Origin of the sequence: Streptococcus oralis, assembly GCF_901543815.1 — a bacterium.
GTDB lineage: Bacteria > Bacillota > Bacilli > Lactobacillales > Streptococcaceae > Streptococcus > Streptococcus oralis_CM.
Map to the genome: position 1 here is coordinate 1,089,775 of NZ_CABEIU010000002.1, position 18,193 is coordinate 1,107,967.

Here is an 18,193-nt window from a genome sequence, read left to right on the forward strand (position 1 = left end):
TTTTTCGGCAAAATTAGAAAGGGCTTAAAAATTAGAATCGTAGAACTTTTTTCAGATAGTTTAAAAAGTTTGTATTCCCCTACTCTTTTTTCTATAATGGAGAGAAAGGAGATGACTATGACAGAAATAAAACATGAAATTGATGCAAACTTTGCAGGACGACTCAATATCCTGCGTGCAGGTGTTCTCGGTGCCAATGATGGGATTATTTCCATCGCTGGAGTCGTTATCGGTGTTGCCAGTGCGACAAGCAATATCTGGATTATCTTTTTATCAGGATTGGCCGCTATTCTCGCTGGTGCTTTTTCTATGGCAGGTGGCGAATATGTCTCTGTATCCACTCAAAAAGACACGGAAGAAGCTGCTGTTGCCAGAGAACAGTTGCTCTTGGATAAGGACATCGAATCTGCAAAACAATCCCTCTATGCTGCTTACCTGCAAAATGGTGAGTGTGAAACGTCCGCCCAACTCCTGACTAACAAGGCCTTTTTAAAAAATCCACTCAAAGCCCTTGTCGAGGAAAAATACGGTATCGAGTACGAAGAATTTACCAATCCTTGGCATGCTGCTATTTCTAGCTTTATCGCCTTTATATTAGGAAGTCTTCCTCCTATGCTTTCGATTACCGTCTTTCCAAGTGACTATCGGATCCCTGCTACTGTCTTTATCGTAGCCCTTTCTCTTCTCATCACAGGCTATACCAGTGCTAAACTAGGCAAGGCTCCTACGAAAACTGCTATGATCCGTAACCTCTGTATCGGACTTCTCACCATGGGTGTAACCTTCCTCTTGGGACAACTCTTTAGTATCTAAGATAAAAGAAATACCTCGACAAATATCGAGGTATCTTTTTTTACATTTGCACAATCTTGCGATAACTTCTAGAGGTAATCATAAAGATTAAAACGTAGACAATGAGGAAGATGGCACAAATGGAAAGTGTAACGGTCAACATCATGGTTGCATCAAGCACACCAATGACTTTTAGGATGAGGCTAAGCATATGATAGGCAAAGGCAAGGTGTAGGAAGGCAAATAGCAATGGAAGGAAGAAAACAGTTAGGACCTGTTTGTTGATGGTTTGCTTGATTTGCTTTTGATCGAGTCCGACCTTTTGCAAAATGATAAAACGTTCACGGTCTTCATAGCCTTCAGAGATTTGTTTGTAGTAGATAACGAGAACAGTTCCCACCATAAAGATGATAGAGAGGAAAATACCGATAAAGAACACTCCACCAAAGAGAGCACTCATCTGCGCACTGCTATCAGCCAGATTACTTCCGTAAACATAGCTTCCTTCTTTGTTTAATTCTCTATTAAAGTTGTTGACAAATTTTGAATAGTCATCTGCAATTTTAAGCTGTTCGTCCTCGCTAGCCGTTACATTCATACCACCATAGTATTGATTAAAGATGGAAGAATTAGGATGCTGGTCAAGAAAGGCTTTCAAGTCAGGAACAACCAGATAGTTATAGTCCGAAGTTAGAATATTGTACTGATTTGGGACATGTTCAAGAATAAAATCTTTTTTGATTTCTTCTTTGATTGTGTAGGTCTGGTCATTCAGAGTCAGTTCTTTTTGTCCTTGAAGTTCTTTGTTTTTAGTAAACAATCCAACTTCCTTACCTGAAAGTGCAAGTTTTTGCCCCGTCATATTCTCGTAATCTTTTTGGTCAAAGACCATAAAAATAGTTTTCGGTTGAACACGATTTTGACCTTTCTCAAAAATTGTCAATTTCGTACCTTCTTGATTTGCTACACCAAAGTTACTGTATGTAAGGACTTCTTTCTTTGTGACAGTCAATCCCTTATCGCTAGCATACTGGCTCAAGAGTTTTTCGATGTCTTCTTTTTCAACATTCTGCCCTGTAATCCCAAAATCATGCGGATTCATGACTTTCTTGAAAGTTTCTGAAGCCTTGAAGACGCTCGTTGTAGCAGACATAGTCACCAAGACCATAGTTGAGAGAATAGCAATCGTCGCCAGACCAACCGCATTTTTCTTCATACGGAAAATGAGATTGGATACGGAAATCATGTTGTTGGGTTGGTAATAATAACGCTTGTTTTTCTTTAAGATTTGTAAGAAGACTGTAATCCCTGCATTGAAGAGAAGATAAGTTCCCAAAATTACCAACAAGACTGCTACGAAGAAAATCAGAACAGCAGAAAGTGGGTTTTCAACTGTAACTGCTAGGTAGTAACCCGTTGCTAGACTAATCAAACCTAGTATAGTTTGAAGACCTAAGAAACGTCCTTTTTTCTCACCACTGGCCTTCTCACGAGAGAGCTGAAGGGCATTCATGCGTGCGATACGAAAGGCATTGATAAAAATTAGACCTAGGAAGATAGCTCCAAAGACGATGAGAACTAGGATAAAGACAATTGGTTGGAAAGTCGAAACGAGCTCCACTTTCATCTTCATCAACTTCAGAAGAAGGGCAAAGATTAGCTTATCAAAGAGAGCTCCTAGGCCGAGACCAGCTGTCAAGGTTAAGGAACCAAAAATAAGAAGCTCCTTAAAAACCATACTGATTAAATGGCGCTTTTCGAGACCCAGCATACCATATACACCCAGCTCCTTGGAGCGGTTCTTCATGACAAAACTATTAGCATAAAGGACAATAATTCCAGAAGCGATAGTAACAACCACCATACCGAGAGCGAGGGTCATAGAGATAGTTTCTCCCCCTCGGATCTTGCCAATGTTAGGGTTAAGTGACAGTGAGTAAAAGAGATAGGTGATGGTCACAGCTAAGAGAACAGCTAAAGCAAAGGGATAGTAGAGTTTGCGGTTTTTAATCAAGTTAGATACCGCTAACTTATTGGTTAATCGGAACATACTAATTCACCTCGCTTGCCATAACAGTCAAAGTATCAGAGATTTCTTGGAACATCTGACGCTCTGTCTTGTCTCCACGGTAGATTTGGTTGTAAAGAATGCCGTCTTTGATAAAGAGAACGCGCTTGGCTCTGCTGGCTGCTGCCGTTGAGTGGGTTACCATGAGAATAGTTTGACCGCGTTCATTGATTTCATCAAATACATCGAGTAAGGCTGCAGATGACTTGGAATCAAGGGCTCCTGTTGGCTCATCCGCAAGGAGAATTTCAGGTTCGGTGATAATAGCGCGTGCTACTGCAACTCTCTGTTTTTGACCACCCGAGATTTCATAAGGATACTTCTCTTGCAATTGGTTGATGCCCAAATTTTCAGCGGTTACTACCAATTTCTTCATCATCTCTGTGATAGGTTTTCGTGATAGCACTAGCGGAAGCAAAATATTGTCCTTAACAGACAGGGTATCTAGCAAGTTAAAGTCTTGAAAGACAAATCCCAACTTCTCACGACGGAAACTCGAAGCCTGTGAATTCTTAATAGTTGCTGTGTCTATTCCGTTTAGGTAAACCTGCCCGCGAGTTGGTTTATCCAGCATAGCTAGAATGTTGAGCAAGGTTGACTTTCCTGAACCAGACTCACCCATGATGGCAACGTAATCACCCTTCTCTACGGTAAAATGAATATCCTTAAGCGCCTCTACTTGGTTGCCTTGGAAACGTGTTTTGTAGATTTTTTGAACGTGTTTTACATCTAAAAGTGTCATGTTTTTCTCCTTTTTAATATCCCATCATTTGAAACTGTGCTTGCATCATAGCGCATCCCAGTTGAACACGCTCTATATCTTTTTGACTTGGTTTTCTTCTTTTCTTTTGTAAAATTCTTTTCATGGTTTTGCTCCTTTGTTCTTTATGAGTCTAGTTTATCGCAAAAAAAGGCGGCCTGCCATAACCTAACCTTACAAAAGAGACTTTAATCTTACATTTTTGTAAGATTGAGGAATTTTTTTGAAAATGGCTACTATAAGAAATCCTGTCATTACTTGTTTTATTCTTAAAAAAATAGTAAAATTAAGTTATGAAAAGGCTTTCTTTGACATCTTGTAAAAGAATTGGCTTTCTGCTAATTATTTTTAAAGGTGCTAAACTATCATTCGTATCACTGCTATAAGGAGGGAGGTTCAGCTCCCTCTTTTTTAGAAAGAGGTTCCTATGAAACGTGTTTTTCTCTTCATCAGCAATCTTCTTTTAACTTTCTTCCTCATTGCCACTCTGTCCTTTTGGAAAGAAGCTCTTCCTCAACGCCTATTTCCAGGTGTGGCTGTACACAGTGGTCAAGTCGATTATACTACCCTCAAACAAGAATTAGACAGCCTTGCTAAAGAACATAATAGTCTTATCGCAAGAACCATTTGGGAAGTGGATAGTGATGGAAAATCAAGAACTCTCTACGAAGCTTTTGGAGATGGGCAACTCCCAGACTGGATGCCTCCAGCAAGTCAAGAAAGCATTCACAAGAGCGATCTTCTCAACAACTACAATATTATCAGCGGATCCCTAACTAGTCAAGAATTGGCTACTCATCTGAAAGAACTTGGACTAGAAAAAGCGAATGCATTTGAAAATGACAGAGTATCCTTTGTACTTGCCCTCTTTACCCAACCTAATCAGCTTACCAGTATGTTAATCTTTTTGCTGACTTTCTTAGCTTTGATTGTTATTGGTCAGATTCAATCTCTCTCTCAGTCAGGGATTAGGTTGATTTCTGGAGAACGACTGAGCCATCTCTTCTTTCGTTCTCTCGCAAGAGACGGACTTGATATCCTTCTTTTTGGTCTACCTGCTTTGCTGATAGCAAGTGTCTTGCTCATTTCCCTAGGATATCCTTATGAGGTTCAAACTTTTTTAGGAATACTTTTTATTCTTTACAATAGCCTACTTCTCTTACTTAGTCTTCTAATTGCCTTTCTTTTTACCATTTCTTTAAAAAAAGTCCATCTCCTCTCTATCATCAAAGGAAAATTACCAATCAAGTCAATTCTACGCATTCTCTACTTTGGTCAGGTACTTGCCATTCTACTGGTTATTGTAGGATTTGGACGTATGTCTACTTACTATCATATACTTGAGAAAAATGAGGCTGGACAAGCTACTTGGGAACAACGCTCCAATGTTGTTACTCTTAAAACAGGGCGTTCCAGTCAGATGAAAAATTTAGATGAACTGCAGACAAATGCTGATAAATGGTTTGACTTTATTCAATATTCTTTAGAAAATGGAAATGCCTTCCTTATTAAACATAATCTAGTTGAGCAAGCTCTTAAGCAAGCTACCTCAAATCATAATGAAACTGAAAATAACCCTTATGGTGTGGAAGGAAAAAATATTCTCTATGTAACACCTGACTACTTCAAAAAAGAAGGTATAGAGTTAACATCAGAAACCTTTAAAAAAATCAATAATCTAAAAGATGGACAGGTTCTTGTAATACTACCTCAAGAACAAAAGAAAAATGAGGAACAAATAAAACAAAACATACAAGAAGATTTAACTAATCAATTATACAGTAGTGATACAAAGCATAGAGTCGAAGTTAGTATAGCTTATACCAATCAAAATAATGATGTATTTCTCTATAATACCACCCATATCGCTTATGATCAATGGTTATCAAATCCCATCTTTCTTGTGCTTTCTCCTAAAGCACTTGGTAAGGCTTCCTCCATCTTCTGGTTTACAAATCTAGAATATCTCTATTTTACAGACCTCCACCAGACACAAGAACTTTTGAAACACTATCAACTTGATCAAATGGTCTCAGGGCTATCGTCTGCTAGGGAAACCTATCTCCAGTTAAATCAAAAAATTAAAATCGAAATTTTTAGTAACTTAGCGAGTTCTATGTTTGCTATTTTGACTTCAATTTTGCTGTTTACAAGTTTAAATCTGCTCTATTTTGAAGCCTTTCGCAAAACCATATTCTTGAAAAAAATCGCAGGCTATTATTTCTTTGAATTACACCGTAGATATATCACTTCTCAAATAATAGCTCTCTTTCTCGGAAGTGGTCTAGCTTTCATTATTTCTAAGAATATCTGGATTACCCTGATCCTATTTCTCAGCTTTTCAAGTTTAGCTATTCTTCTATTAAAAATTTGTGATAAAAGGGAAACTAAAACTTATGCTAGCATTATCAAAGGAGGATAGTATGATTGAATTACAACATATTTGGAAACAATTTGGTTCTCGTATTATTTTTTCAGACTTGAATCTGAATTTTCAAAGTGGTATGGTGTATGCTTTGATAGGAGACAGTGGTTGTGGAAAAACCACTTTGCTCAATATGCTTGCAAAACTAGAGACTTTCGACAAAGGAGAAATCGTTTACAAAGGAAAGTCTTTGACTTCACTAAAAAATGAGGAATTCTATCGTAACGAACTAGGTTATCTCTTCCAGAACTTCGGACTATTAGAAAGTCAGACCATCCGAGAAAACCTTGAGCTAGGACTGATTGGTAAAAAGAAAAACAAAAAACAAGAGAAAGAGAGACTTCTTCTTCAAGCACTGCAAGCTGTCAGACTGGATTATCTAAGTCTCAACCAAAAAATCTATGAATTATCTGGTGGTGAAGCTCAACGCGTAGCGCTTGCTAAGATTATCCTGAAAGATCCTCCTTTAATTTTAGCCGATGAGCCTACCGCCTCGCTAGATCCAAAAAATTCCAAGGAAATTATGGAAATTCTCCTTGAACTTCGTAATGCTAATAGAACAATTATCATCGCAACTCACAATCCTAGTATTTGGAAAATGGCTGATCAGGTAATTCATCTCTCTCAAGATGGAAAAGAATATACTTAAATATCAAAATCCCTTGTGGCTAAATAACCACAAGGGATTTTCAGTCATTTATGCTACTTCTTTTAAGTAACATAGTGCAAATAATAAATTTTCCCTGTTAAATCTCACCAAAACCAGCCATCATTATCTTCAATGGCCTCGGCTTCCTTGCGTTTGCGTGGTCCTGTTCCATACATTTCTGCATCAATCTCTTCCTTAGTTGGCAGGATAGAGGCAAGGATGATGTAAATAATCACACCAATTCCAAAATTTGATATGGTAAAAATGGCAAAGAGAAAGCGGACTAGGGTTACATCAAGTTTCCACTTGTCTGATAGACCAGCTAAAACTCCTGACACCATACGATTTCGTCTCATTTTATAAAATTTTGTATTCATGATTGTTTCCTCTTTCGGTATTCTTACAAGTAGTATAGCATAAAACGGGACCAAGAACATCAGTCCTTAGGCCGATTTAAGACAACGAGTTTGCCTCGACAGACGCCACAGCGGTAGCGTTTCGTGTCAATCTTTCTCTTGCGTTGATAGGTTTGCTGGCAAGATTGGCACTGATAGACTAGGTAACTATCCTGACTTTTCAAAGGTGGTACAAAGCGTAGTCCATCCACTTCTTTCAAAAGTTCTTTAAAATCTCGGTCCTTATGTCGATAACCCTTTTTCTGAAAATAAAGGTGATAGTGACAGAGTTCATGGCGCACGATTTTGCGAAAAACTTCCAAACCAAGTTCATTATACACCTTGGGATTAAAATCCAAATGCCCATCCTTAGGGAAAAATCGCCCACCTGTCGTTCGCAGACGAGAATTCCACTGGGCTTGGTGTGTAAAAGGTCTACCAAAGTCTTCGAGGGAAACAGACTGAACGTACTCAGTTAGATTCATCTGGAGCGAGGAGCGACAGATTGACTTTTTCACGTTCAGTATCGATTTTCTTAACCCAAACCGTTACCAAATCTCCAACAGACACCACTTGGCTAGGATGTTTGATAAATTTGCGACTCATATGAGAAATATGAATGAGGCCGTCTTCGTGAATCCCGATATCAACGAAGGCACCGAAGTCAACGACATTACGCACCACACCTTCTAGCTTCTGGCCTACTTTTAAGTCTTTGATATCCAGAACATCTTGACGGAGAACTGGAGCATCAAAGGAATCACGGAAATCTCGACCTGGTTTGAGAAGGTCTGCAATAATATCTTTAAGGGTTTCTGGGCCAAGTTCTAGTTCTTGCGCCATTTCCTTGACTGAAAGGGACTTAAGTTTATTTTGTGCTTCTTCATTCAAGTCCTTGATAGCCAATCGTTTGAAGAGCTCCTTAACGGCAGCGTAGTTTTCTGGGTGAACTCCTGTATTATCAAGGATATTGCTACTTTCCGGGATACGGAGGAAACCTGCAGCTTGCTCAAAGGCTTTGGCACCGAGGCGAGGAACCTTCTTAATTTGAGCGCGTGAAGTGATTCTTCCTTCTTCCTCACGGTATTTGACAATATTTTCAGAGATAGTTTTATTGAGTCCAGCTACGTGGGAAAGAAGAGCTGAGCTGGCTGTGTTGATATTGACACCGACTTGGTTAACCACGGTATCAACGACAAAGTCCAAACTCTCAGACAGTTTCTTCTGACTGACATCGTGCTGGTATTGCCCTACACCGATTGACTTGGGATCAATTTTGACCAATTCAGCAAGGGGATCTTGCAAACGACGGGCGATAGAGATAGCAGAGCGTTTTTCAACGGTCAAGTCTGGAAACTCCTGACGAGCAAGGTCGCTAGCAGAGTAGACAGAAGCACCACTCTCATTGACGATAACATAGCTGACTTCAGGAAAATCTTTCAGAACTTCTGCCACAAAGGCTTCACTCTCACGGCTTGCAGTACCATTTCCGATGGCAATAATCTCTACGCCATACTGACCAATCAAATCGGCTAAGTCTCGCTTTGCTTCTTCGATTTGACGAGCTGATGCTGGTTTGATAGGATAAATGACTTGAGTCGTCAGCATTTTCCCCGTCGCATCAACGACTGCCAGCTTGGCACCTGTACGAAATGCAGGGTCAAAGCCTAAAACCACGCGCCCTTTTAGCGGAGCAACCAAAAGGAGATTGCGCAGATTATCCGAAAAGAGTTGAATAGCCCCTTCTTCTGCCTTCTCGGTTAATTCTGTCCGAATGCGGCGCTCGATAGCAGGCAAGACCTTTTTCTTAACTGACTGTTGAACAACTTCATCAATATAGGCATTTTTTACCTTGAAACGAGTAGCAAAGAAAGCTAGGATACGATCCGTCGCATGTTCAAAGCCAACTTTCAAGATGCCTAATTTTTCTCCACGGTTGAGGGCTAAGGTTCGATAGCCCTGCATGTTGCCAACTGTTTCTGAAAAATCATAATAAATCTGAAAAACTTGTTTTTCATCAAGACTTTCATCCTTGACTTGCGAAGTGAGTTTAGAGTGTCTCAGCACTTCCTGATAGGTCAGAGAGCGCAAGTTGACATCTTCGGATAGGGCTTCGACCAAAATATCAACCGCACCTGCCAAGGCTTCTTGACCAGTCGCAAATCCTTCACAGACAAATTTCTCAGCTTCTTTCTCTAAGGCATCTACATTCTGCAAGATCAAGCGAGCAAGAGGAAAGAGTCCTGCTTCACGGGCAATAGTTGCCTTGGTCCGACGCTTTTCCTTATAAGGAAGATAGAGTTCTTCAACGTCTGCTAATTTTTCAGCTGCCAAAATAGCTTCTTCCAATTCCTTGGTCAGTTTGCCTTGTTCTTGAATCTTAGCCAAGACAGCTTCCTTGCGATCATTGAGATTTGTCAGACTTTTATCCAAGTCGATAATAGCCTTAATCGCCACTTCATCCAGACTACCAGTCATGTCCTTCCGGTAACGCGCGATGAAGGGAATTGTCGCCCCTTCTACCGTTAAACTTAGAACGGTATCGATTTGCTTTAAGGTTACACCCAAATCTTGGGAGATTTTTTCATATTTTTTATCCATAAACCTATTATACCATAAGGAACAGCTCTTGTTTTGCCTTACCTGTTTTTGCATCTTTGATTATCAAAATAATCCCTTTTCCACAAAATAATAGTATAATAGAGGTAGAATGTAGAAAAGAGGTAGGCCCATGGCTGTTAAATTTACAAAAACGGATGACTTGGACAAGATGTTTGAAGAATTCGCAAAACTTCCTGACTTAACACAAGTCACTTTCCCAGATGACAAAGACAAAAAAGAAAAAGTTGAGAATAAAAAATAGATGACTGTTTTCCAATCTCTTCCTCCTAGTATCTTACAAGCAGGGGCTATTTTTCTCTCTATCATGATTGAAGCCCTTCCCTTTGTCCTGATTGGGAGTCTCATTTCAGGCTGGATTGAAGTCTATATCACACCTGATAAAGTTTATGAGTTTCTCCCTCGCAATCGGTGGGGGAGGATTTTTTTTGGTACCTTCATTGGTTTTCTCTTTCCTTCTTGTGAGTGTGGAATCGTTCCCATCATCAATCGTTTTCTGGAAAAGAAAGTACCCAGCTACACGGCCGTTCCTTTTCTGGTGACTGCGCCCATTATCAATCCCATCGTTCTTTTCGCTACATATTCTGCCTTTGGCAATTCAATAAAACTTGCCTTCTTGCGAGCTTTGGGAGCTATTGTGATTGCTTTGGTTCTGGGGATTTTCCTAGGATTTTTCTGGAAGAAACCCATTCAAAAAGAGAATCCTATCACTTGTCATGAACATGACTTTTCACACTTGACTCCTGCTAGAAAGGTCTTTCAGGTCTTTATACAGGCTATTGATGAGTTTTTCGATATGGGGCGTTACTTAGTCTTTGGCTGTCTCTTTGCGGCCATCGTACAGGTCTATGTCCCGACTCGGATCCTGACCTCTATCAGTGCTAGTCCAGTCCTTGCGATTCTCTTGCTCATGTTTCTAGCCTTTATCCTCTCTCTTTGTAGCGAGGCGGACGCCTTTATCGGAGCTTCTCTCCTCTCGAGCTTCGGCCTAGCACCAGTCCTTGCTTTTCTGGTCATTGGTCCCATGCTTGATATCAAAAATCTCCTCATGATGAAACACTATCTCAAAGCGCGCTTCATCTGGCAATTCATGGGCATTGTGACAGTGCTTGTCTTACTTTATTCTTACATGATGGGGGTGATGCTATGATCCGATTTTTCATTCTACTAGGTTATTTTGCTCTGACCCTGTATCTGCAGCTATCTGGCAAGCTCAGCCACTACATCAACCTCCACTATTCCTATCTAGTCTATATCTCTATGGTCCTTTCTCTTCTGTTGGCTCTGGTCCAATTCTACATCTGGATCAAGAAAATTAACTCTCACAGCCATTTGGAAAGTCGTCGAGCTAGACGAATCAGCTTCGTTTTACTGTCACTACCTCTGTTGATTGGAGTTGCCTTTCCGACAGTAAGCTTGGACTCGAGAACCGTATCTGCCAAAGGTTATCATTTCCCACTTGCTGAGGGAATCGATACTGCTATTCAGGCAAGCGAAGGAACATCCAGTCAATACCTCAAACCCGATACCAGTACCTATTTTTCCAAATCTGCTTATGAAAAGGAAATGAGGGTTACAGCTGACAAATACCTCTCCCAGCCAACCATTCAAGTCACTGATGAAAACTATATGGAGGTCATGGAAGTTCTATATAACTATCCACAAGAGTTTGAAGGAAAGAAAATCAAGTTTACAGGCTTTGTTTATAACGATCCTAGCCATCCAGATAGCCAGTTCCTCTTTCGCTTTGGGATTATCCACTGTATCGCAGACTCTGGAGTATATGGACTCTTGACCAAGGGAAACTCACGTCAATATCCTGACAATACTTGGATTACCGCTAGAGGAACCCTGACCCTCCACTACCATAAAGAACTCAAACAAAAACTCCCAACACTGGAAGTTGAGAGTTTCACCAAAGTAGACAAACCAGAAAATCCCTACGTTTATCGCATGTTTCAATAAAAATAGCCTAGCAACAGACAAATTACTTTTAAAAGTAGCTTGTCTTTTTTTGTTCCCTAGTTCCACAAAATCAACACACAACCTTTTAAGCAATAAAAAAAGTCCTAAGAAATCAGATTTCTCAGGACTATAAAAATGTTAACAAGATAGGGTTGACAATTATCACACATCATAGCTTAACTGCAATAGAGTTATGATAGAAAACGTTAATTTACTAGAAAAAATAAAACTCATATTAAACTGAATATTCAGTTTCTTACTGGCATAAAGCTATTTGAGTTTAATTTAACAACCACTAACCTCTATTAACGCCACCAAATGCTGAACCAAAAACGGAAGTAGAATCCTAAGAACATAATGTGCACCTCCTTTTGAAAAACGTTTTTCCATCTCAACTATATTATATATTTTCTTGTGGAGAATTGCAAATTTTTTCAGTCAAATTACTAGCTTTTTTCAAAAAAATATGATAAAAGACAAAATTTTATCTTAAAAATAGTTATTTACTTTCGGTTTCTGTAAAATGAAGACATAGTATAAATGCACTAAGTCCCATAACTGGATTTTTTCAGTCAAACTTCATAGCTTCCAGTTGTTGAAATTATGAACTAGCCTCTTTTCTGCGCCATGAATCTTCGCTTTTTACTGTTTTTCTTCAGCTCAGTTGGACTACTTCTCATTTTGTAACAAAGCTCTTACCTCATCTGCTCCAATTTTATCCTCAGCTTTTTCAAAGAGTTGAATAGATTGATAAAAATAATTTCGTGATTTGACTGAATCTTGCTTCAGATAAATCTCTCCCATCCCTCTATAGGAACAGGCTTGGGCAATGAAGTCCTCAGTTGTCAAAGCAAAATCTAGGGATTTTTGCATATAGCTTTCTGCCTCTTCTAGATTTCCCAACTTTAAACGAAGGTAGCCTTGTTCATAGTTGTTAACAGAAAATTTCAAAGCATCATTGGGAAAATATTTTTTTATAATTTGCATTTCCTGATCGATATAGAGTAGAGCTTTTTGAAAATGCCCCATTTCACGGTAAACCATCGCTAACTGATGATAGCCTATATGTTCATTTTCTTGGTCACTTTTAGTTCGGGCTAAGTCAATATAACGCTGGTAGATACTTAAGCACTCGTTATAATTTTGCTCTTCAAGATAGATATAGCCCATCAAATTTAATAAACTAAAATTAGTGCAAGTTTCCAAAGAAAAATCAGCTTCAACTAATTTTTTAGCCTCTTCAATCTTGCCCTCAAACAATAATTCCCATGCTTGATTCATGCTTATTCTCCTGCATCTTACGTTGTATAGAAATCTATTGACAAATCGCTATCAGACTTGTATTTTTTCCAAGCTAAACTGAAGCCATAATAATCTTCAAATTCAGGGTGCCAGTCATAATAAAGTGGGATACGACTATACTTTCTTGCTACAACTTCGTCTTCAAATTCTGGAGACTCCCCTGCAGTAATCCCAAATTGAAGACCATTTAGTTCCCAGCTATTGCCCCAAACATTTTCATCAGAAAGAACATCGATCCATCTCGAGGCGTCAATATCAAAATCTGCACATAATTCCAGTTCATAGAATTTTCTACAATTAATCTCTGAAGGCTTAATATAAAAGGCACCTTCTACTTGGTACTTTTTATCTCTGACTTGAATCTGTGTAATTTTCATCGGAATCGGAACTCCATTTAATTCTAACCAGAAATAGCCTAAGGGAGTTTTGATACTATAATATTGCTGATTAGCAGGTTTAGCGTTTTTAGAACAAGCATCAAGAATTCTTCCAAGCTTAATTAAATTTCTACAAACGATTTTTGAAGTGTGTGGGTCGAAATGTGAATACCTACGGATGACTCGTTTTAACTTTTCAACAGGAAAAGTGATATCCTTTGGTAGGGCATGATACTTCTGTACAACTAGAGCAGTTTTTTCAGTATTTTCCTTCCCCACTGGGACAACTACAGCATGTCCAATATGGATATTTGGGTCATCACAAATATAAGTATAGCCATTCCCTCCCTCCTGAAACTCAACAACAACGAGATTTAGCTCTTGATTCGGATCAAAGAGAGGCTCAACCTTTTCTGCTTCTTGGCGCTCATAAAAAGTAAAGCGTTCCCTATCCCCGTCTTCGCCAAAAACCATAAAACTGCCACATTCAGGGCACTTCCACATATAAAAGGATGCTTCAGAAATCTCATCATAAGAAATTTTATTATGGTCGTCAGCTTTATTCATGATTTCTTCAAACAACTCATCCGAATAAACTGAATAAGCATTTGGATCGGGCGATCTATGGTCGTTCATTTCTTGACCACATTTACATGTCCATTTACCCATAAACAACCTCAATCATGCCTTAATTCTTCAAGGAAAAATTGATTTAGGGGTTCCCACTCTTTTTTCTCCTCAGTAACGTTTTGGATGTAGGCATCGAGTTCTTGGATATTATCTAAAATATAATCTTGAATTGGCTTTATAGGCTCAATTTCCAGGTCTTCAGGTCCATTTATCTTAATGTCAAGCAATCTTGACACATGCTCCTGCATTTGGGACGGCAGCAATTCTTTGACCAAATCATCAAATAAAATCGGCGGAATAGAATGATATTTTTCGATCCAACGACAAGCCAAAATAGGACGCAGCGCATAGAAATACTTTTTAGGTTTGACCTTGTCTCCTGAAAGATACTTATTCATTTGAGTTCTAGCAGTGTTCAAGTAATGGTAGAGCATTTTTTTCTCAGAAAAATACTGGTTGACAAGAGGACGTATGCGCTCGATAAAATCCGTTTGTTGATAAACAATTGGAGACTGTAACCATTCAAACAATGTTGGATTTGACTTATAAAGGAGTTTTAAAGTTTTGTCTAAATCCCAGCCGCTCACATCCCAAGTATCGTCAATCGGTAGCTCAATAACATCACGCTGTTCATTCAAACGGAGATAAAAATCTCGCTTGTGTTTGTAAATAAACCGTACATCAAAGTCACTGTCAGGAGACTCAAAGCCCCATGCACGACTACCAGACTCAATAGCCCATAAAACTCTGACACCATAATCACGCTCAATTTCTGCTAATTTTTCAGGTACCAGAATATTCATTTCTTCTTGCGTTTGCATTTATAACCTCTTATTATTTACGCTGCTTCTCCAGCTCGATCATTGATGAGTTCAATTGTTTGGACAATATTACGAAGTATAGGGAGTTGGTGTTGAAAGAGTAGTTGAACCGAACCATACGATTTAAACGGCTCTTGTGTTAAAACTTTAGTCTCCAAACAACCATTTTCTACAATGTAATCTACAATCAATTTCACAAAGGAAATCTGCTTGGCATTGAGACTCTCATCCGATAAAAATTTAGAAAAAACTTGATTGGCAGACTCTCTATCCAAACCAATAATCTCACGAACCAATCTAGGAATTGCCTTATTTTCATAATGTTGTTGGTAATCTGACTTGCTACCTAATTTTTCCCAAAGCAATGTTTCAAGTGCAAGTAAATCTTGAGAGGTCAATTTTTCATTATGGTATAACTTAGAAATTGCTTCATCATCTAGATGAGTTTTCAAATAATGTTCAACTTTTTCATTATAAGATCGCAGGTCATTGACTTGTAAATATGGCTTAGTATCATGGACAGTGGAAAGAATGTGATCATCAAAATTGACATAATATACAGTGCGTTCCGTTTTATCCAGAAACTGTAGTAAATCTCGAAGAGCAAGGCGTATTTTTTCCAGCTCAGATAAATCAACTTCTTCCCAAAATTCTGGTTCCTGTACTTTCCTGATGATTTCAGCCTGTGCAAAAACTTGTGGGATATTGCCAACCCTGGCAAGAGCTTTAGCTGTTTTCATAACTTGAGATATATGGATAGTTGCTGGCTTAGCCAACAGTTGTCCTAACTGTATCTGAAACAACCATAAATCAAATCGTCTCGCCATCTCGTCCTCTTTACTTTCTTCAAATAGAAGCGGAGAAAGATCTTTCTGGATTGTTTCACTTGTGACAGTCGTTAGATTTTGCCAATTTTCCAACTTCCTATAAGTATAAACTGTATCTAAGACCATACGAACCCTAAAGTCTAACTCATTTAAGCTCACCATACGCTCATGAAGTTCTGAGACGAGTTGTTGACGGTATTCTCTAGCAAATTGATCATCTTGATAACGAAGCTCCTGCAGTTCACGAATCAAGTCCACTTTGATGTTAAACAAACGTTGAGTCAGAGAAACAATGTGACGGCCATCTCCTTCTCTTGGATCAGCTTTGAAATATTCAAAATTATCACCATAATCAAATACCAAGAAATTTTCCTTATCCTGCTCAGGTCCGAATAAATCTTTACAAAGACGGGTTCCACGACCAATCATCTGCCAAAACTTAGTTTTAGAACGCACTTTCTTGAAAAAGACTAAATTAACAACTTCTGGTACATCAATACCTGTATCCAACATATCAACAGAAATTGCGATTTGAGGGTATTTCTCCTTAATTTTAAAATCATCAATTAAGGTTTGATAATGCTTAATGCTATAATCAATTACTTGAGCATAATCGCTTCCTTTTTCAGGATAGCGTTCGTTAAAAATATCTCTGATGTATTCAGCGTGTCGATGGTTTTTAGCAAAGATAATGGTTTTACCAATTTCGTCACCTGAAGCTGTCTGAATCCCTCTTGTCATTAGTTCATCTAGAACAATTTTGACTGTTTTTTTATTGAAAATAGAGGTATTAAAATCCTCAGGATCAATATCTTTCTCAGAACTACCATCTTCAAATTGGCTATCAAAATATTCTTTTTCGTCTTGAGATAAATCATCGTAATGTAGACCATCCGTAGGTAGTTTCAACTTAGTTTCAATCGAATGATAAGCGACTAAATAGCCATCTTTGACAGCCTCTTCCAGATCGTATGCGTATGTTGGAACACCATTCTCCAAGTTAAAGAAATCGTAAGTATTTTTATCTAAATCTTGACGCGGAGTGGCAGTTAATCCTACAATCCGTGCATCAAAATAATCAAAAATTGATTTGTATTTCTGATAAATGGAACGGTGAGATTCGTCAATTATGATGAGATCAAAGTGCCCAACAGTGAAGGGGCGTTGATTTACTTCTTCTTGATCACTAATCGCTCCTATCATAGTCGGATAAGTTGAAAAAACCATTCGACTAGATCGAGCACCATCTTTATCCTCTAAGAAATTGCAAACTGAAAGATCTGGAAGTAATTTCCTAAACGAATCATAAGCTTGCTTAACTAGGGAAGTTCTATCAGCTAAAAAAAGAACATTTTTAACCCAGTTATGACGCGATAGGATATCAACTAGAGAAACCGCTGTACGGGTTTTCCCAGAACCAGTTGCCATAACCAAGAGTGCCTGTCTACGATTATTGGAGAATGCTTCACAGACACTTGTAATCGCATGTTTCTGATAATGACGTCCAGAAATGTCGTCCCTAATTTTGCTAGAAATATCCTCGAGTGGTTTTTGCAAGTGACGTCTGTCCATCAACAGTTGCAACTCTTCTTGAGAGTAGAACCCTGCAATCTGACGACGATTAACACCATCAAGTATGTAGTGCTTTAGACCGTTGGTAATAAAGCAAATTGGCCGATAGCCAATTTGTTTCTCAAGAGCTTCAGCGTATTCTTTGACCTGTACTTCCCCTGCTTCTGGATTTACAGATGCCTTTTTGGCCTCAACAATTGCTAAAATTTTACCATTTTTGCCATAAAGAACATAGTCACAGTATCCAGTTCCTGTACCATGCTTCAGACCATGAACGTCTACCTCAACACGACAGTTTTCTTCAAATGTCCAACCCGCTAAACGGAGATCAATATCAATAAAGAGTTTTCTTGTCTCTGCTTCAGATAGTTGATCGATATGGAAAGATACATCTTGCCGTAGAGCTGCTGTTTCACGTTTTTCAGTATAAGTCTCTTGAGCAGCCAAGGACTGACTAGCCATCTGTTCATCGAAATCAGGAAGATCTGGCAAACTGTTTTGTAATTTCGCCATAGATTGCGGCGTTTCTCGAAACTTGATGTTTGCTGTAAGTGGCAATAACTTCTCATCGAAATAACGCTCCACAAACTTGTTACTGTAGCAATAATCAATAAAATTGACAAACTGATACAAATGATGCAAAGCCAAAATCGCTTCTCGTTCCTTAATTTCTCCACCATGTGCAGCGTGATTTCCCCATCGAATTAAAAGAACAATCTGCCTGTGGAGCTCAGGATCCACAATCTCTCTAAAATCATCATCCCATACCAAAGAAGATAAGGTAGCACGATAGGGAGCTTCTAGATATGAATCGTGACTATATATCCAATGAACAGCCTGCTCCAAAGCACGACGCGCCATAAAAGCAGTAGCCACAGTAGATGTCGCAATCATATTTTCAGCTTCTATACAAGGCTTTGAAAAAGATTCATACTCTTCGTTATTTAAAAAAAAATCAAAATTTCCCATTTTTCTCTCACTTTGAATAAAT

General features: G+C 38.7%; 15 protein-coding genes. 6 read left to right on the forward strand and 9 right to left on the reverse strand.

What is annotated here, in order from left to right:
• Positions 1-117: 117 nt before the first annotated feature.
• A complete protein-coding gene (locus FQT28_RS05570; RefSeq protein ID WP_125847623.1) occupies positions 118-813 on the forward strand; it encodes a VIT1/CCC1 transporter family protein in 696 nt (231 codons plus the stop codon).
• A gap of 40 nt (positions 814-853) precedes the next feature.
• On the opposite strand, the gene FQT28_RS05575 is transcribed toward FQT28_RS05570, so the two are convergent.
• Positions 854-2,842 (reverse strand): FtsX-like permease family protein, encoded by a 1,989-nt coding sequence (locus FQT28_RS05575; RefSeq protein WP_143989653.1) that lies wholly within the window; start codon positions 2,840-2,842, stop codon positions 854-856.
• 1 nt (position 2,843) lies between these two features.
• Entirely contained in the window at positions 2,844-3,602 is a 759-nt protein-coding gene (locus tag FQT28_RS05580) for an ABC transporter ATP-binding protein (protein ID WP_033629643.1), read from the reverse strand.
• A 445-nt stretch (positions 3,603-4,047) separates the two neighbouring features.
• Here FQT28_RS05580 and FQT28_RS05585 point away from each other — a divergent pair, with 445 nt between their 5' ends.
• Positions 4,048-6,042: a bacteriocin-associated integral membrane family protein gene (locus tag FQT28_RS05585; protein ID WP_143989654.1), complete on the forward strand. Its 1,995-nt coding sequence runs from the start codon at positions 4,048-4,050 to the stop codon at positions 6,040-6,042.
• 1 nt (position 6,043) lies between these two features.
• Entirely contained in the window at positions 6,044-6,694 is a 651-nt protein-coding gene (locus tag FQT28_RS05590; protein WP_125399391.1) for an ABC transporter ATP-binding protein, read from the forward strand.
• A 104-nt stretch (positions 6,695-6,798) separates the two neighbouring features.
• Here the strand turns inward: FQT28_RS05590 and FQT28_RS05595 are convergent, their stop codons facing one another.
• From FQT28_RS05595 to FQT28_RS05605, 3 genes are read right to left on the reverse strand one after another with little or no spacing between them, the layout of a single operon-like run.
• The gene (locus FQT28_RS05595) at positions 6,799-7,071 is read right to left on the reverse strand and encodes a PspC domain-containing protein (RefSeq protein WP_125399390.1); all 273 of its coding nucleotides are present in this window, start codon (positions 7,069-7,071) and stop codon (positions 6,799-6,801) included.
• Positions 7,072-7,130: 59 nt separating this feature from the next.
• Positions 7,131-7,574, reverse strand: coding sequence for a SprT family protein (locus tag FQT28_RS05600; RefSeq protein ID WP_143990065.1), 444 nt, complete (start codon positions 7,572-7,574; stop codon positions 7,131-7,133).
• Complete coding sequence (locus FQT28_RS05605; RefSeq protein ID WP_125449211.1) at positions 7,561-9,690, reverse strand: Tex family protein; 2,130 nt, start codon at positions 9,688-9,690, stop codon at positions 7,561-7,563. The genes FQT28_RS05600 and FQT28_RS05605 overlap by 14 nt, the downstream gene beginning before the upstream one ends.
• Positions 9,691-9,820: 130 nt before the next feature.
• Between FQT28_RS05605 and FQT28_RS10145 the strand changes: the two genes are divergently transcribed.
• From FQT28_RS10145 to FQT28_RS05620, 3 genes are read left to right on the forward strand one after another with little or no spacing between them, the layout of a single operon-like run.
• Positions 9,821-9,952, forward strand: a complete 132-nt coding sequence (locus FQT28_RS10145; RefSeq protein ID WP_061416935.1) for an SPJ_0845 family protein — start codon at positions 9,821-9,823, stop codon at positions 9,950-9,952.
• Positions 9,953-10,858: a permease gene (locus FQT28_RS05615; RefSeq protein ID WP_125449213.1), complete on the forward strand. Its 906-nt coding sequence runs from the start codon at positions 9,953-9,955 to the stop codon at positions 10,856-10,858.
• Positions 10,855-11,673, forward strand: a complete 819-nt coding sequence (locus FQT28_RS05620; protein ID WP_143989655.1) for a TIGR03943 family putative permease subunit — start codon at positions 10,855-10,857, stop codon at positions 11,671-11,673. Before FQT28_RS05615 ends, FQT28_RS05620 begins: the two co-directional genes overlap by 4 nt.
• Before the next feature lie 669 nt (positions 11,674-12,342).
• Here the strand turns inward: FQT28_RS05620 and FQT28_RS05625 are convergent.
• The 4 genes from FQT28_RS05625 to FQT28_RS05640 are packed head-to-tail and all read right to left on the reverse strand — an operon-like array spanning position 12,343 to position 18,171.
• Complete coding sequence (locus FQT28_RS05625) at positions 12,343-12,954, reverse strand: tetratricopeptide repeat protein (protein WP_143989656.1); 612 nt, start codon at positions 12,952-12,954, stop codon at positions 12,343-12,345.
• Positions 12,955-12,971: 17 nt separating this feature from the next.
• Positions 12,972-14,021 carry a hypothetical protein gene (locus FQT28_RS05630; RefSeq protein WP_143989657.1) on the reverse strand — a complete coding sequence of 350 codons (1,050 nt, stop codon included), beginning with the start codon at positions 14,019-14,021 and terminating at the stop codon, positions 12,972-12,974.
• Positions 14,022-14,029: 8 nt separating this feature from the next.
• Positions 14,030-14,803, reverse strand: a complete 774-nt coding sequence (locus FQT28_RS05635; protein WP_143989658.1) for a nucleotidyltransferase domain-containing protein — start codon at positions 14,801-14,803, stop codon at positions 14,030-14,032.
• Positions 14,804-14,820: 17 nt separating this feature from the next.
• Entirely contained in the window at positions 14,821-18,171 is a 3,351-nt protein-coding gene (locus FQT28_RS05640) for a DEAD/DEAH box helicase family protein (RefSeq protein ID WP_143989659.1), read from the reverse strand.
• Positions 18,172-18,193 lie beyond the last annotated feature (22 nt).

What these genes read in the sequence shown, in the direction of transcription:
- FQT28_RS05570 (WP_125847623.1), top strand. Translation starts at nt 118, where the DNA reads ATGACAGAAATAAAACATGAAATTGATGCAAACTTTGCAGGACGACTC.
- FQT28_RS05575 (WP_143989653.1), bottom strand. Translation starts at nt 2,842, where the DNA reads ATGTTCCGATTAACCAATAAGTTAGCGGTATCTAACTTGATTAAAAAC.
- FQT28_RS05580 (WP_033629643.1), bottom strand. Translation starts at nt 3,602, where the DNA reads ATGACACTTTTAGATGTAAAACACGTTCAAAAAATCTACAAAACACGT.
- FQT28_RS05585 (WP_143989654.1), top strand. Translation starts at nt 4,048, where the DNA reads ATGAAACGTGTTTTTCTCTTCATCAGCAATCTTCTTTTAACTTTCTTC.
- FQT28_RS05590 (WP_125399391.1), top strand. Translation starts at nt 6,044, where the DNA reads ATGATTGAATTACAACATATTTGGAAACAATTTGGTTCTCGTATTATT.
- FQT28_RS05595 (WP_125399390.1), bottom strand. Translation starts at nt 7,071, where the DNA reads ATGAATACAAAATTTTATAAAATGAGACGAAATCGTATGGTGTCAGGA.
- FQT28_RS05600 (WP_143990065.1), bottom strand. Translation starts at nt 7,574, where the DNA reads ATGAATCTAACTGAGTACGTTCAGTCTGTTTCCCTCGAAGACTTTGGT.
- FQT28_RS05605 (WP_125449211.1), bottom strand. Translation starts at nt 9,690, where the DNA reads ATGGATAAAAAATATGAAAAAATCTCCCAAGATTTGGGTGTAACCTTA.
- FQT28_RS10145 (WP_061416935.1), top strand. Translation starts at nt 9,821, where the DNA reads ATGGCTGTTAAATTTACAAAAACGGATGACTTGGACAAGATGTTTGAA.
- FQT28_RS05615 (WP_125449213.1), top strand. Translation starts at nt 9,953, where the DNA reads ATGACTGTTTTCCAATCTCTTCCTCCTAGTATCTTACAAGCAGGGGCT.
- FQT28_RS05620 (WP_143989655.1), top strand. Translation starts at nt 10,855, where the DNA reads ATGATCCGATTTTTCATTCTACTAGGTTATTTTGCTCTGACCCTGTAT.
- FQT28_RS05625 (WP_143989656.1), bottom strand. Translation starts at nt 12,954, where the DNA reads ATGAATCAAGCATGGGAATTATTGTTTGAGGGCAAGATTGAAGAGGCT.
- FQT28_RS05630 (WP_143989657.1), bottom strand. Translation starts at nt 14,021, where the DNA reads ATGGGTAAATGGACATGTAAATGTGGTCAAGAAATGAACGACCATAGA.
- FQT28_RS05635 (WP_143989658.1), bottom strand. Translation starts at nt 14,803, where the DNA reads ATGCAAACGCAAGAAGAAATGAATATTCTGGTACCTGAAAAATTAGCA.
- FQT28_RS05640 (WP_143989659.1), bottom strand. Translation starts at nt 18,171, where the DNA reads ATGGGAAATTTTGATTTTTTTTTAAATAACGAAGAGTATGAATCTTTT.